This is a genomic window from Neorhizobium lilium (assembly GCF_004053875.1).
Taxonomy (GTDB): Bacteria; Pseudomonadota; Alphaproteobacteria; order Rhizobiales; family Rhizobiaceae; genus Neorhizobium; species Neorhizobium lilii.
In genome coordinates, this window is record NZ_SBIP01000002.1 from 371,545 (window position 1) to 384,676 (window position 13,132).

At 60.9% G+C, this 13,132-nt stretch carries 11 protein-coding genes; 9 read left to right on the top strand and 2 right to left on the bottom strand.

Annotated elements, in window-relative coordinates; all coding sequences use genetic code 11:
* Positions 1-2 precede the first annotated feature (2 nt).
* On the bottom strand, positions 3-1,559 hold the full coding sequence (locus EPK99_RS07975; RefSeq protein ID WP_128442518.1) for a VOC family protein: 1,557 nt from the start codon (positions 1,557-1,559) through the stop codon (positions 3-5).
* A 240-nt stretch (positions 1,560-1,799) separates the two neighbouring features.
* Here EPK99_RS07975 and EPK99_RS07980 point away from each other — a divergent pair, with 240 nt between their 5' ends.
* Positions 1,800-3,635 (top strand): ABC transporter ATP-binding protein, encoded by a 1,836-nt coding sequence (locus tag EPK99_RS07980; protein WP_425374190.1) that lies wholly within the window; start codon positions 1,800-1,802, stop codon positions 3,633-3,635.
* Positions 3,636-3,646: 11 nt separating this feature from the next.
* Positions 3,647-5,542: an ABC transporter ATP-binding protein gene (locus EPK99_RS07985; protein ID WP_128442519.1), complete on the top strand. Its 1,896-nt coding sequence runs from the start codon at positions 3,647-3,649 to the stop codon at positions 5,540-5,542.
* Positions 5,543-5,556: 14 nt separating this feature from the next.
* On the opposite strand, the gene EPK99_RS07990 is transcribed toward EPK99_RS07985, so the two are convergent.
* A complete protein-coding gene (locus tag EPK99_RS07990) occupies positions 5,557-6,129 on the bottom strand; it encodes a DUF922 domain-containing Zn-dependent protease (RefSeq protein ID WP_245582362.1) in 573 nt (190 codons plus the stop codon).
* Positions 6,130-6,363: 234 nt separating this feature from the next.
* On the opposite strand from EPK99_RS07990, the gene EPK99_RS07995 reads away from it, so the two are divergent.
* From EPK99_RS07995 to EPK99_RS08025, 7 genes are all read left to right on the top strand, one after another.
* Entirely contained in the window at positions 6,364-7,110 is a 747-nt protein-coding gene (locus EPK99_RS07995) for a FadR/GntR family transcriptional regulator (protein WP_128442520.1), read from the top strand.
* 79 nt (positions 7,111-7,189) lie between these two features.
* Entirely contained in the window at positions 7,190-8,095 is a 906-nt protein-coding gene (gene kdgD / locus EPK99_RS08000; RefSeq protein ID WP_128443363.1) for a 5-dehydro-4-deoxyglucarate dehydratase, read from the top strand.
* A gap of 4 nt (positions 8,096-8,099) precedes the next feature.
* A complete protein-coding gene (locus EPK99_RS08005; RefSeq protein ID WP_128442521.1) occupies positions 8,100-9,236 on the top strand; it encodes a mandelate racemase/muconate lactonizing enzyme family protein in 1,137 nt (378 codons plus the stop codon).
* Positions 9,236-10,117 (top strand): amidohydrolase family protein, encoded by an 882-nt coding sequence (locus EPK99_RS08010; protein ID WP_128442522.1) that lies wholly within the window; start codon positions 9,236-9,238, stop codon positions 10,115-10,117. The genes EPK99_RS08005 and EPK99_RS08010 overlap by 1 nt, the downstream gene beginning before the upstream one ends.
* A gap of 52 nt (positions 10,118-10,169) precedes the next feature.
* Positions 10,170-11,144, top strand: coding sequence for a TRAP transporter substrate-binding protein (locus tag EPK99_RS08015; protein WP_128442523.1), 975 nt, complete (start codon positions 10,170-10,172; stop codon positions 11,142-11,144).
* 89 nt (positions 11,145-11,233) lie between these two features.
* Positions 11,234-11,755, top strand: a complete 522-nt coding sequence (locus tag EPK99_RS08020; RefSeq protein WP_128442524.1) for a TRAP transporter small permease — start codon at positions 11,234-11,236, stop codon at positions 11,753-11,755.
* On the top strand, positions 11,755-13,035 hold the full coding sequence (locus tag EPK99_RS08025; protein ID WP_128442525.1) for a TRAP transporter large permease: 1,281 nt from the start codon (positions 11,755-11,757) through the stop codon (positions 13,033-13,035). The genes EPK99_RS08020 and EPK99_RS08025 overlap by 1 nt, the downstream gene beginning before the upstream one ends.
* Positions 13,036-13,132 lie beyond the last annotated feature (97 nt).

The window sequence follows — 13,132 nt, forward strand, 5'->3', positions numbered from 1 at the left end:
GCTTAGCCGGTTGTTTCTATCAGCCAGTTGCGAACAATCGCCTCGTCCTCAGCCCCCAGCCCGTGATTTGCATCGAGCTTCCGTGCGGTCACGTCTGCTCCCGCGGCGCGCAGCCGGTCTTCCACGTGCGCGGCCAGCGGACCGTAAAAATCGTCAGTCGCGCTCAGCGATAAGACCTTCGCATCCGAAAGATCGGCCTGCGTCTTCTCCTCAAGACAATTCATGGAGCGAAGAAGCACTGCCTTATGAACCACGCCTGGATGAAGCTGCATGACCGCTGCAATCATATTGCCGCCGTTGGAATAGCCGACAAAGCACGTCTTGCCCGGATCGGCACCATAGGCCGGTCCGATATCCTCAACGAAAGCAACGAAAGCCTCCGCTTCGGAAACGATCTCATTCTGGTCGAAGGACGTCTGGCTGAACCGCCGGAAGTAGCGCGGGTAGCCCTCGTCATTGGACCGGCCGCGAACACCGATCAACATGGCGTTTGGTGCAACCTTGCGGCCGAACGGCAGCATGGTGGTCTCGTTGCCGCCCGTGCCATGCAGAACAATGAGCGTCGAACCATCCCATTCCTTCGGCATATTTACCCGGTGAACGAACGGCAGGTCGCGATAAACGATCCGCTCCTCGCCCGGCAACCCGAATTGAGGCAGCACGACGCGCAGATCGTCATGATCCTCCTTGAAATGCGCTGGTATGAACAGCTCCGTGCCGAGCGTCTCCACCGGCTCATCCAAGGCAAAGCCGGGTCCGTCGCTGGCAAGCTCGATCAGCGTGCCGCCCGGTTCGCGGACATAGAGAGAGTAGAAATAGTGGCGGTCATGCATATTCATCTCGCCGACCTGATCCGCCTCAAGTTTGGCATGAGCGGCCTCCACCGCCGCCCGGTCAGCGGCGCGCAGGGCGATATGATCGATAGCACCTGCGCCCGGCGCTGCGGTCCAGAAACCGCTCGCATTGCGCACATCCACCACGTCGCCCGCTTGCGAGAGCAGGCGCTGGATATTGCCTTCCTTTGGCCCGATGCCAAGGCCCATATGCTGGGTCAAGAACCAAGCCGTCTCCTCCGGCTTTTCCGAAAGAACAGTCGCGCCGCGCAACCGCCGGATCGCATCCGCTTCGGCAATCCCGCCCTCGCTCCACCAGACCCAAGGCGCGGTTTCTTCCACGCCCACCAGTTTGACGATGATGCCGTCCGGATCGGTCAGCCGTAGAACCGGCTCGCCGAATTCCAGCGCGGGACCGGTAAGCTTCACGTTGAACTGAAGCGCCCTTGTCAGCCAGAAGCCGATGGCAGCGGGCGCGACAGCAAAGCTGATCTCGCTTGCCGCCCCATGCCCGACACGGCCATGCGATCCGTCTTCCCAGGCAAGGAAGGTGACGAGCGAACCTGGACTTGCGGCGCCATCGCCGTAGAAAAGGTGCAGCTGTCGCGCATCCTCGAAGCCTGCTGTTCGTTTGACGAGCCGCAGGCCGAGAAAGCCCACATAGAAATCGACATTGGCCTGGATCTTGGCGGTGATTGCGGTGATGTGATGAAGACCGGACGTCATGAAGCTCGCCTTGAAATGATGAAGGCGCATATGAGGGCAATCATGTCCTGGAGAAAAGCCCCAACCCTCTTCGCCCACAGACACGCCACGATTTGGCATCCATCAATTCCGCTGAAGCCCTCATCACCAATCTTTACTGGACGCGGCCGAAATGGTGATCTCAGAATGGCCGTCTTTGAGGCTATCTTCTGGCCATCCATCTGATTCTATCGGGACAAGATCGTGAGCAGTGACGCATCCATGCGCGCCGCCAAGCCTGCGGCTTCCTTGGCTCTGGTCAAGGCAGCGGGCTGGGGCAAAGGCCTTTCCATCCTCACACGTATCACCGTCATGGCCTTCCGCCATCCTTGGCAGGCAAGCCTGGCGATTGGTGCGACGCTGGTGGCCTCTGCCTTCCAGCTGACGATCCCGCGGCTGCTCGGCCATGCGGTCGACAGTACCCAGATCGTGCTAAGCGGCGGCGCCGCAGGCCAGGCGGCGCAGGATACCCTGCTGACGACGGCCCTGCTTTTGCTTGGCGCCAGCGTCGTGCGCGGGCTCTTCACACTGGTCCAGAACTATTTCAGCGAGGCAGTTGGCCACCACCTTGGTTACCGGCTGAGGCTTGCCTGTTACGAAAAGATTCAGCGCCTGTCCTTCAGCTTCCATGACAGCATGCACTCGGGCGATCTCATCACCGTCGGCCTCCTCGATCTGGAAGGCGTGCGCATGTATTTCTCGACCGCGCTAGTGCGCATGGTGCTGCTTTTCGTGCTGATCGGCATGGGCGCCTATCTGCTTCTATCGACCGACATCGTGCTTGGGCTCCTGGCCCTGAGCTTCGTTCCTTTCGTCGGATGGCGCTCCTCGGTAACGCAATTGCGACTGCGGGCAACATGGCTGGAGTTGCAGGAACGGCTTTCGGTGCTGACCCGCGTTATGGAGGAGAGTCTCGGCGGCATCCGCGTCGTGCGCGCCTTCGCGGCGCAGGACCATGAAATGGCAAAGTTCGACAAGGCGTCGCAAAGCGCCGTAGAACTCGCTCATCAGCGTGTCGGCATCCGCGTCGCCAATACCAGCGCCATGACCTTCTCCTTCTTCGTCGCCATGGGCCTGGTGTTATGGGTCGGCGGAACCAAGGTGATGGCGGGCGAAATGACCGTCGGCACCCTCACCTCCTTCCTGACATTCATGACGATCCTGCAGATGCCGGTCCGCCAGCTCGGCCTGATGGTCAACGCCTTTGCCCGTGCCTCCACCTGCGGTGCGCGGTTGTTCGAATTGCTCGATCTCGACATCGCCATCAAGGACGAGGCGAACGCTCCCGACCTGAAAGTGGCCGACGGCACGCTGCGGTTCGAGAACGTCCGCTTCGCCTACCCGGCTGCGGCACAACAGGATGTCCTGTCCGGCGTGTCCTTCGAGGCGAGACGCGGCGAAACGATCGGCATCGTCGGCCCGCCCGGCAGCGGCAAGTCCACACTCGCCCACCTGATCCCGCGCTTCTACGACGTCACCGGCGGCAGCATCACCATCGACGGTCAGGACATTCGCCGCGTTACCTTGCAGTCGCTGCGCCGCTCGGTCGCCGTGGTGCAGCAGGACAGCTTCCTGTTCACCACCACCATCGAGAACAATATCGCCTATGGCGACCCCTGGGCCAAGGATGCCCATATCGAACGCGCCAGCGAAAGTGCCCAGTTGCACAACTACGTCCTCGGATTGCCTTCCGGCTACGGCACGGTCGTGGGCGAGCGCGGCGTCTCACTGTCCGGCGGGCAGCGCCAGCGCCTGTCGATCGCCCGCGCCCTGATGCTTCGGCCCGCCGTCATGGTCTTCGACGATTCCACAGCGGCGATCGACGCGGGCACCGAACAGCGGATGAGGATCGCCATGCGCAGATATGCTGCCAGCCGCGTCACCATCATTGTCGCACACAGGCTGAGCTCGCTCATGCACGCCGACCGAATCCTCTTCATGGAGGATGGCCGGATCGTCGAAAGCGGCACCCATGCTGAGCTGTTGGCGCTCGGTGGCCGCTATAGGGCGCTGTACGACCTCCAGCTTCGTCCCGGCGACGACGCCCTGAGCGCTTGAGGAGAACGGACATGGCAGAACAACTCGACGCGGAACGCGACGATGCCAGGGGCGAGGAAGGGCGGCCCCCTCGCGCGGTCGTCGGCTCCCACCGGATCGAAGAGGAGATCTTCGGCAAGGTCTTCGACACCAATATCATCAGGCGCATATGGGCCTTCGTCGCGCCCTACCGCACCAAGATCTACTGGGCGGTCGCAGCCGTTCTGGCCTTCACTGCCATGCAGCTGGCGATCCCGCTGATCATCCGCTACGCAATCGATCACGGCATGCGCCCGGGCGCAGATCCCAGTACGCTCCCTTGGACGATCCTTGCTTTCCTCGTGGCGATCCTCATCAATTTCGGGGCAAGCTATCTGCAGGAAATGTTAGTGGGAGGTGTCGCGGAAGACGTGCTCTTCGATATCCGCAGGGCCATGTTCGGCCATTTGCAGCGGGTGTCCCTGTCCTGGATGGACAAGACGGAAGTGGGCCGGCTCATGTCGCGCCTCCAGGGCGACGTCAATTCCATGCAGGAATTTCTTGAAACCTCCGTCCTGTCGGTCGGCGACATCACCCTCCTGTTCGGCATCATCGTCGTGATGCTCAGCCTGGACTTCAAGCTCGGTCTGCTGACGCTGTCGGCGCTTCCGGTGCTTTTCGTGGTGAGGCTGTTCTGGCTGCCGCGCGCCCGCAAGTCCTTCATGGCCGCGCACGAGACCAACTCGATTGCCAACGGAGCTTTGGCGGAAGCCATCCACGGCGTGCGCGCCGTCCAGGGCATGGACCGGCAAGCGGTGAACTTCATGCTGTTCGACGACAAGGTGCGCGCCAATCTGAGGACGCATCTGACGGCCGCCAAATATGCGCAGGTCATGGTGCCGATCGTGGACTCGCTCACCGGGCTTGCCATGGCGCTGGTCATCGTCGTCGGCGGTGCGCGGGTGCTCAACCAGGCGCTCGACGTCGGCGTCATGGTGGCCTTCCTCTTCTACATCCAGCGCTTCTTCGACCCTATCCGCTCGCTCACCCTGCAGTATTCGGTCATGCAGCGCGCCATGGCGTCCGGCCAGAGGCTGACGGAAGTGCTGGACGTTCCGATCGACATCAAGGATGCGCCGGACGCCAAGGTGCTCTCTTCCGACATGGACGGTTCGGTCGAGTTTCGCGACGTCGTCTTCGGCTACAATCCGAAGCACCCGGTGCTGAAACATGTGAGCTTCAAGGTGAACCCGGGAGAGACGGTTGCGCTGGTCGGCCCGACGGGATCCGGCAAATCGAGCTGCATGTCGCTTATCCACCGCTTCTACGACGTCCAGCAGGGGCAGGTTCTGGTGGGCGGACACGACGTTCGGAGCCTCAGCCAGGACTCGCTCGGACGGCAGATCGCCATGGTCTTGCAGGAGCCCTTCCTGTTCACCGGCACCGTGATCGAGAACATCCGGTATCAAAAGACTGATGCCACCCGCGACGATGTTGTGCAGGCGGCCAAAACGGTCGGCGCACATGATTTCATCATGCGGATGCCGGACGGATACGACAGCGTGCTCGGCCAGCGCGGCGGCAATCTTTCGCTCGGCCAACGACAGTTGATCAGCTTTGCGCGCGCCTTGGTTGCCGACGCGAAGATCCTTGTTCTAGACGAGGCGACCGCCAATATCGACAGCTATACGGAAATGCTGATCCAGAAAGCCCTGGTGAAGCTGCTCGAAGGGCGCACCGGGCTCGTCATCGCTCATCGACTCGCGACTATCCGGGAGGCGGACCGCATCATCGTGCTGCAGAACGGCGAACTGATCGAAAGCGGCAATCACCGCGAGCTGATGAAGAACGAAAAGCTTTATTCCAAGCTCTACAACCTCAACTACTCGTCTTTCGACGATATTCCCGAGGATGTTCTCGATGACGCCATGACGCAGCCGGCCACGTAATCACGGCGACCGGATCAGCGCGGGTTTACCAGATTGAGGATGAGCTGGTGAACATTGCCGCCTTCGCTGAGCTCTATCTTGTCGAAATCCTGGCTGCTTTTCACTCGCGAGCGTGAAATCTCGCCGAGCTTTGACGTGAGTTCTGTGCGGATTTTGCTGCAGTTCGGATCGGCCGGAACCGTCAGGCCCACGCTCACCTTCTCTATCTCTGCCACCATCGCCTTGATCTGCTCGGCATGAACGCGCTCGTGCTTACGAACGCCCTCAAGGAAGACGTTCCACTTCTTCTGCAACTCGGGAGCAAGCGCCGTCACCGGCTTGGGAAGCACATAGGTGATAGTGATGTTTGGCCGCGCCGAAACAAGGCTGCAGCCCCCATCCACCTGCGGCACATAGTTGCGCGACCAGGTCAGCTTGAAATCGGTGTGGGCGACTGCCCTGACATGCTGCCCAACCTTCGGCCCGTTCTCGCCGATAGAGGAATAAAGCTCGATGCCGGAAGTGCCGGAGATGGAATAGGTCTTCACCTGTTCCGCATATCTCCACTGGGCATTCGCAGCCGCCGGGTACACAAAAGCGATGCCCAACAGCAAGAAGATCCTGATTCTGCTCTGCACGGTATTCCCATATTTTCTGAAGCCTGATGGTAGGGAGAAGCATCGAAGGTTTCAACCGCAACTGGGCTGGACGCACGGCGATGAGGCCGAAACCTGTTGACGAAACTGCTCCGCGCTTGTCATACATGTTCCCGTGATCATGCCAAGGGAACGGGCGCAGCCGCCCATGCACGCTCCAACAGCAACGCCGAGAGGAAACACAAAATGAGCGCAGAGGCGAAGCTTGACGGCGTGAAAGGAGCGGGCACCCTCGTCTCCCAGCTGAGCGACACGCTGCGTCAGGCGATTGCTTCGGGACAATATACGCCCGGGGCTAGGCTGCCGAGCGAGGCGCAATTGACGGAAGCCCATGGCGTCAGCCGCACGGTGGTACGGGAAGCCATCGCAGCGTTGCGGGCCGATAGGCTGGTTGAAGCACGCCAGGGCGCGGGCGTCTTTGTTCTGGAGCCTCAGGCAAACCAACGGCTTGGCATACTTTCGCTCAACAATATCGATGTCGCGAGAGTCTCCTCCACCATCGAGCTTCTTGAGCTGCGAACGGCGGTGGAGGTCGAGGCGGCAGGGCTTGCAGCCCTTCGACGCTCCCCTGCCCAGGAGGAGATGATCTTCGACAGGCATTATGGGTTGCGCGCCTGTCTGGAAGCCGAGCAGCCCAGCAGCGAGGCCGATTTTGCGCTTCACATCGCCATTGCCGAAGCGACCAACAATCCGCGCTTCCGGGAATTTCTTACCATGATCGGCAAGAATGTCATCCCGCGCGCCGCCCTGAGGCCAGACGATTCCGAAAGCGATCAGGCAGCCTATATCAAGCTGCTCGACGAGGAGCACAATGCCATCGTGGTCGCCATCTCCGAAGGCGACGAAGAAGGCGCGCGACAGGCCATGCGCCGACATCTGCGCGGTGCCCAGCTGCGCTACCGCAGCCTTCTGCGCGAGGTTCGAAATTCATAATATAAGTTATTGACTATCATCGGGGCGATCTGTACGACAATTCTGTCTGGAGGAGACAAGTTACAGAGGAATCCACATGATGACGCCTGACGAGATCAAGGCGGTGCTCGGCACCGGCCTTCTGTCCTTCCCCGTGACCCATTTCGACCAGGAAGGCCAGTTTCAGCCGGAAAGCTATCAGCGCCATATCGAATGGCTCTCGGGTTTCGATGCGCCCGTTCTTTTCGCGGCCGGCGGCACCGGCGAGTTTTTCTCTCTGTCCCCGGATGAGGTTCCTGGCATCGTAAAGGCGGCCAAGGAAGCCTCCGGCAAAACGGCTATCGTTTCGGGATGCGGTTTCGGCACCCATGTCGGCGTCCAAATGGCCAAGGCTGTCGAGAAGGCAGGTGCTGACGGTATTCTTCTTCTGCCACACTATCTCATCGATGCACCCCAGGAAGGCCTCTTCCAGCACGTCAAGCGCATCTGCCAGTCGGTCAGCATCGGCGTCATGGTCTACAACCGCGACAACTCCATCCTGCATGTCGATACGCTGAAGCGCCTCTGCGACGAATGCCCCAATCTGATCGGCTTCAAGGATGGCACCGGCGATATCGGGCTCGTGCGCCAGGTCACCGCCACCATGGGCGACCGGCTGATGTATCTCGGTGGAATGCCGACGGCTGAGCTCTTTGCCGAAGCCTATCTCGGCGCCGGCTTCACCACTTATTCCTCCGCCGTCTTCAACTTCGTGCCCGAACTGGCGGTCGAATTCTACAAGGCGCTGCGCGCCGGCAACCGGACACGCTGCGAAGAGATCCTGAAGGACTTCTTCTACCCGTTCATGGCGCTGCGCAGCCGCCGCAAGGGCTACGCCGTTGCCGCCATCAAGGCGGGCGTTCGTCTCCAGGGCTTCGACGCCGGCAAGGTCCGTCCGCCGCTCGACGATCTGACTGCGGAAGAGGAACAGATGCTCCTGAAGCTCATCGGCAGCTACAAGCGGTAAAACCATGAAGATTGCTTCCGTCCGCACCCAGCTCCTTGAGCACAGGCTCGACGTCGCCTTCGAAAGCGCTTCTATGCGCTTCGATCGCCGCGCGCATGTGCTCGTGGAGATCGAGTGCGACGATGGAACGGTTGGCTGGGGGGAGTGCCTTGGGCCCGCTCGGCCCAACGCTGCCGTGGTCGCCGCCTATACCAACTGGCTGATCGGCGAGAACCCGCTGGAAACAGAAAAGATCTGGGCGAAGCTCTACAACGCTCTTCGCGACCAGGGGCAACGTGGCCTGACGCTAACGGCACTGTCCGGCATCGACATCGCCCTCTGGGACATCAAGGGCAAGCATTTCGGGGTGCCGGTGTCGATCCTGCTCGGCGGTCGTTTCCGCGAAAGCGTCAAGGCCTATGCGACCGGCGGCTTCAAGCGCGATGGCGTCGATCGGGTCGAAGACAATGCGACCGATGTCGCGCGTTATCGGACCGAAGGCTTCCATGCCACCAAGATCAAGATCGGCTTCGGCGTGGAAGAGGATCTTCGGGTGATCCGCGCCGTGCGCGAGGCCGCTGGCTCCGATATGCGGCTGATGATCGACGCCAACCACGGCTATGATGCGGTGGAAGCGATCCGGCTCGGCAATGCCGCTGCCCAATACGATATCGATTGGTTCGAGGAGCCGGTCGTGCCGGAACAGCTTGGAGCTTATCGCGAAGTCCGCGCCAGGCAGCCAATCCCGGTTGCGGGCGGCGAGACCTGGCATAGCCGCTGGGGCATGCGAGAGCCAATCGAGACAAGAGCCGTCGACATCCTCCAGCCAGATCTTGCCGGCGTCGGCGGCTTTACCGAGGCCAAGCGCGTAGCCGATCTCGCGGGATTGCACGGCATCCGCGTCGTGCCCCATGTCTGGGGAACCGCAGTTCATATCGCCGCGGCCCTGCAGTTCATGGCGGCGATGATCCCGAGCCCGGTGCGAGTCAACCCGATCGAGCCCATCCTGGAATTCGACCGGACCGACAACCCGTTCCGCCAAGCGGTGATCAAAAAGCCCATAGAGCACGAGCGCGGCGTGGTGCAGATCCCCGATGGCCCTGGCCTCGGGATCGAAATCAACCGCGATGCGCTCAAAGAATTCAAAATGGGAGACGCCTGATGCTGACCCGCGCGCTGTCCGGTAACCCTCCGAAGACGAAGCTGCCGCAGGGTGCGGTCGATACGCAGATGCACATGTACCTGCCGGGCTATCCGGCGCTTCCCGGCGGCCCCTCTCTCCCGGTCGGCACCCTTCCCGATCCCGACCAGTATCGTCAGGTCATGCGCTGGCTCGGCATCGACCGGGTCATCATTACCCAGGGCAATGCCCACCAGCGTGACAACGCCAACCTGAATGCCTGCCTCGCCGCCATGGGCGATGTGGCACGCGGCGTCTGCGTCATCGACAGCACGACCGATGATGCAGAACTCGAGCAACTGTCCCAGTCTGGCAATGTTGGCGCCCGCATCATGGACCTGCCGGGCGGCGCCGTGAACCTCGGCGAACTGGAGGCCGTGGACGCAAAGGCTGCGGCGCTTGGCTGGATGCTGGCCATCCAGTTCGACGGCAGCAATATTCTGGATCACGAGGAGCGCCTGAAGAACCTGAAATCCCGCTGGGTTTTCGACCATCACGGTAAGTTCTTCTCCGGCGTCACGCCAGACAGCCCGCAGATCGCGGCCGTCAAGCGCCTCATCGACGGCGGCAAATGCTGGTTCAAGTTCGCGGGCGTCTACGAATCGTCGAAATCGGGCGGACCGGATTATGCCGACACCGCCGCCGTGGCCCGCGAACTCGCAAAATATGCGCCACAGCGGATCGTCTGGGGCACGAACTGGCCGCACAACCTGGCACGCGAACAGGCGGATTATCCCGATGACGCAGCCCTGATCGACACCGTTCTCGGCTGGCTGCCGGATGAAGATGCCCTGCGTCTGGCCCTCGTGAACAACCCGGAAGAACTTTACGGCCTGCCCGTCTGGAGAGGGTCTGCCGACTGAAAGACTGCCGACCGGAGCGTGGAGGCTCCGTCAACCGAAAGAGGAGGAAAACATGAATTTCGCAAAGACGCTTGGACTGGCCTTTGGCATCGCTCTTGGCGCGACTGCCCTGCATGCTCAGGAAATAACCTTGCGATCCGCCGACATCCATCCGGATGGCTATCCGACGGTCGAAGCGGTCAAATACATGGGCGACCTGGTCTCCCAGCGCACCAAGGGCCGCATCAAGATCCAGGTCATGAACAATTCGATGCTGGGCGGCGAGAAGGACACGATCGAACAGACGCGCTTCGGCGTCATCGACCTGAACCGTGTGAACGCGGCACCGTTCAACAACCTCGTGCCTCAGACCACCGTTCTCGGCCTGCCTTTCCTGTTCCGCTCGACCGACCACATGCACAAGGTCGTCGATGGCCCGATCGGTGACGAGATCCTGGCAGCCTTCGAACCGCACGGCCTGATCGGCCTCGCCTACTACGATTCAGGCGCCCGCTCCTTCTATACGACCAAGAAGCCGATCCAGAAGCTCGCCGACCTCAAGGGCATGAAGATCCGCGTCCAGCAGTCGGATCTCTGGATCGCCATGATGCAGGCGTTCGGTGCGAACCCAACGCCGATGCCAATGGGCGAGGTGTATTCTTCGCTCGAAACGGGCGTGGTCGATGGCGCGGAAAACAATTGGCCGTCCTACGAGTCCGCCCGCCACTACGAAATTGCCAAGAACTACACGCTCACCGAACACTCGCTCAATCCGGAAATTCTGGTCATGTCCAAGATCTCCTGGGACAAGCTGACACCTGACGACCAGAAGGTCATTCGCCAGGCCGCCAAGGATTCGGTGGTGAAAATGCGTGAACTCTGGGTCGCACGCGAGAAGTCTGCCGAAGCCAAGGTTCGGGCGAGCGGCGTCAATGTGATCAGTGTCAACAAAGAGGAATTCTCGGCAGCCATGAAGCCCGTCTATGACAAGTTCGTCACGGACGCCAAGCAGAAGGCTCTTCTGGAGCAGATCCAGGCCGTCAAATAAATCAGAAGACAGAAGCCGGTCCCCAAACATGAGGACCGGCTTTTCATTTCCGGCATTGGGGAAATTGCTGGGTCTTGGAGGACAGGGACATGTTGAATTTCATGCGGATCATCCGGCCCATCACGGCCGGCATAAGCCGCCTACTACTCTATATCGCCGGCATTGGTCTCGTCGTCATGACGCTGATCGTCGGTTGGCAGGTCTTTGGCCGCTATATATTGAACGACTCGCCTAGTTGGTCGGAGCCGCTCTCCCTTCACTTGATGTCGTGGTTCATCATGCTCGGGGCCGCAGTTGGCGTGCGCGAGAGTGTCCATCTGGGACTGGATGTGGTCCGCTACATGATGCCGCCTGCCATCCAGAAAGCGATGGATCTGATCAGCCTCGGCCTCATCATCCTGTTTGGCATCGGCATGACATATTACTCAGTTCTTCTGTCGACCGGCACATGGTCAGCCACCATTCCCGTCCTCGGCTGGCCGGGCGGCGTCGATTTCTTCCCGATGATCGCTGGCGGTGTAATGATCTCCGTGTTCGCCCTAGAACGCTTCATTGATGTCGCTGTGGGCGAGGAAATCGCTGCCGATGTCCTCGTGCAGGAGGCTGCGTAATGGCCTATACGATCCTCTTCGGCGTCTTCACCCTCCTGATGCTGATCGGCATGCCGATCGCATTCTGCCTCGGCATCGCATCCCTGGCCACGGTCCTCTACATGGGCCTTCCGCCGATTGTGGTCTTCCAGCAGATGAACTCGGGCATGAACGTGTTCGCGATGATGGCAATCCCGTTCTTCATCTTCGCCGGCGACCTTATGGTACGCGGCGGCATCGCCACCCGCCTCATTCGATTTGCAGCCGGCCTGGTCGGCCATATGCGCGGTGGCCTTGGCCAGGTAAACGTCGTTGCCTCGACACTCTTCGGCGGAATTTCCGGCTCAGCTGTGGCCGATGCTTCCGCCGTCGGTGGCCTGATGATCCCGCAAATGGCGGCGCGCGGTTATGACAGGGACTACGCGGTCAACGTGACGGCCAACGCCGCTATCATTGCCTTGATGATCCCGCCCTCGCACAATATGATCCTTTACTCCATCGCAGCCGGCGGCAATGTCTCGGTCGCCGATCTCTTCACCGCCGGCATCATACCAGGCCTGCTTCTGGCTGCAGCGCTGATGGTCACGGCCTGGTGGGTTGCAGTCAAGCGCGGCTATCCGGCCGATCCCTTCCCGGGATTTGCCCGCGTTGGATATTACTTTCTAGCCTCGCTGCCGGGCATCCTGCTGATCGCCATCATCTTCGGCGGCGTCCGCTCCGGTGTGTTCACAGCCACGGAAAGCTCCTGCATTGCCGTTCTCTACGCGCTGCTGGTTGCCATGCTCGTCTACCGCGAACTGAACTGGGAAGGCTTCATCGAAGCCGTCATGGGCGCGGTACGCACCACTGCCATGGTTCTTCTCGTCATCGGCACCGCTGCGTCCTTCGGCTGGCTGATGGCATTCCTGCAGGTTCAGACCCTGATCATCGCGGCCATCAGCGCGCTCTCGGACAATCCGATCGTCGTGCTGCTGATGATCAACGTCATCCTGCTGGTTCTCGGCACCTTCATGGACATGGCGCCCATGGTCATCATCGCGACGCCCATCCTGTTGCCGGTCGTCAAGGCTTTCGGAATCGACCCGGTCCATTTCGGCGTCATCATGATCCTGAACGCCGGCATCGGTCTCAACACGCCGCCGGTCGGAACCGTGCTTTTCGTGAGTTGCGCCGTTGGTGGGATTTCCATACGAGAAGCAATGCGGACGATCTGGCCCTTCTTCGGCGCCAGCGTCGCCGTGCTGCTGCTCGTCACCTACATCCCGGCGCTATCGCTGTGGCTGCCGGGCGTATTCAGGTAAGGCATGCAGCTGCCGGCATACACCAAGGTCCCGCCCTCGTGCGGGACCTCTCCGTTTCCGCTTTCTCCTTTCGGCAAGCGAGGCTAAGGTCCAGCCT

Bases quoted from the DNA above. Each gene is read 5' to 3' on its own strand.
- EPK99_RS08015 (WP_128442523.1), top strand. From the start codon at position 10,170: ATGAATTTCGCAAAGACGCTTGGACTGGCCTTTGGCATCGCTCTTGGC.
- EPK99_RS08025 (WP_128442525.1), top strand. From the start codon at position 11,755: ATGGCCTATACGATCCTCTTCGGCGTCTTCACCCTCCTGATGCTGATC.
- EPK99_RS07995 (WP_128442520.1), top strand. From the start codon at position 6,364: ATGAGCGCAGAGGCGAAGCTTGACGGCGTGAAAGGAGCGGGCACCCTC.
- EPK99_RS08020 (WP_128442524.1), top strand. From the start codon at position 11,234: ATGTTGAATTTCATGCGGATCATCCGGCCCATCACGGCCGGCATAAGC.
- EPK99_RS08005 (WP_128442521.1), top strand. From the start codon at position 8,100: ATGAAGATTGCTTCCGTCCGCACCCAGCTCCTTGAGCACAGGCTCGAC.
- kdgD (WP_128443363.1), top strand. From the start codon at position 7,190: ATGACGCCTGACGAGATCAAGGCGGTGCTCGGCACCGGCCTTCTGTCC.
- EPK99_RS07975 (WP_128442518.1), bottom strand. From the start codon at position 1,559: ATGACGTCCGGTCTTCATCACATCACCGCAATCACCGCCAAGATCCAG.
- EPK99_RS07980 (WP_425374190.1), top strand. From the start codon at position 1,800: ATGCGCGCCGCCAAGCCTGCGGCTTCCTTGGCTCTGGTCAAGGCAGCG.
- EPK99_RS08010 (WP_128442522.1), top strand. From the start codon at position 9,236: ATGCTGACCCGCGCGCTGTCCGGTAACCCTCCGAAGACGAAGCTGCCG.
- EPK99_RS07985 (WP_128442519.1), top strand. From the start codon at position 3,647: ATGGCAGAACAACTCGACGCGGAACGCGACGATGCCAGGGGCGAGGAA.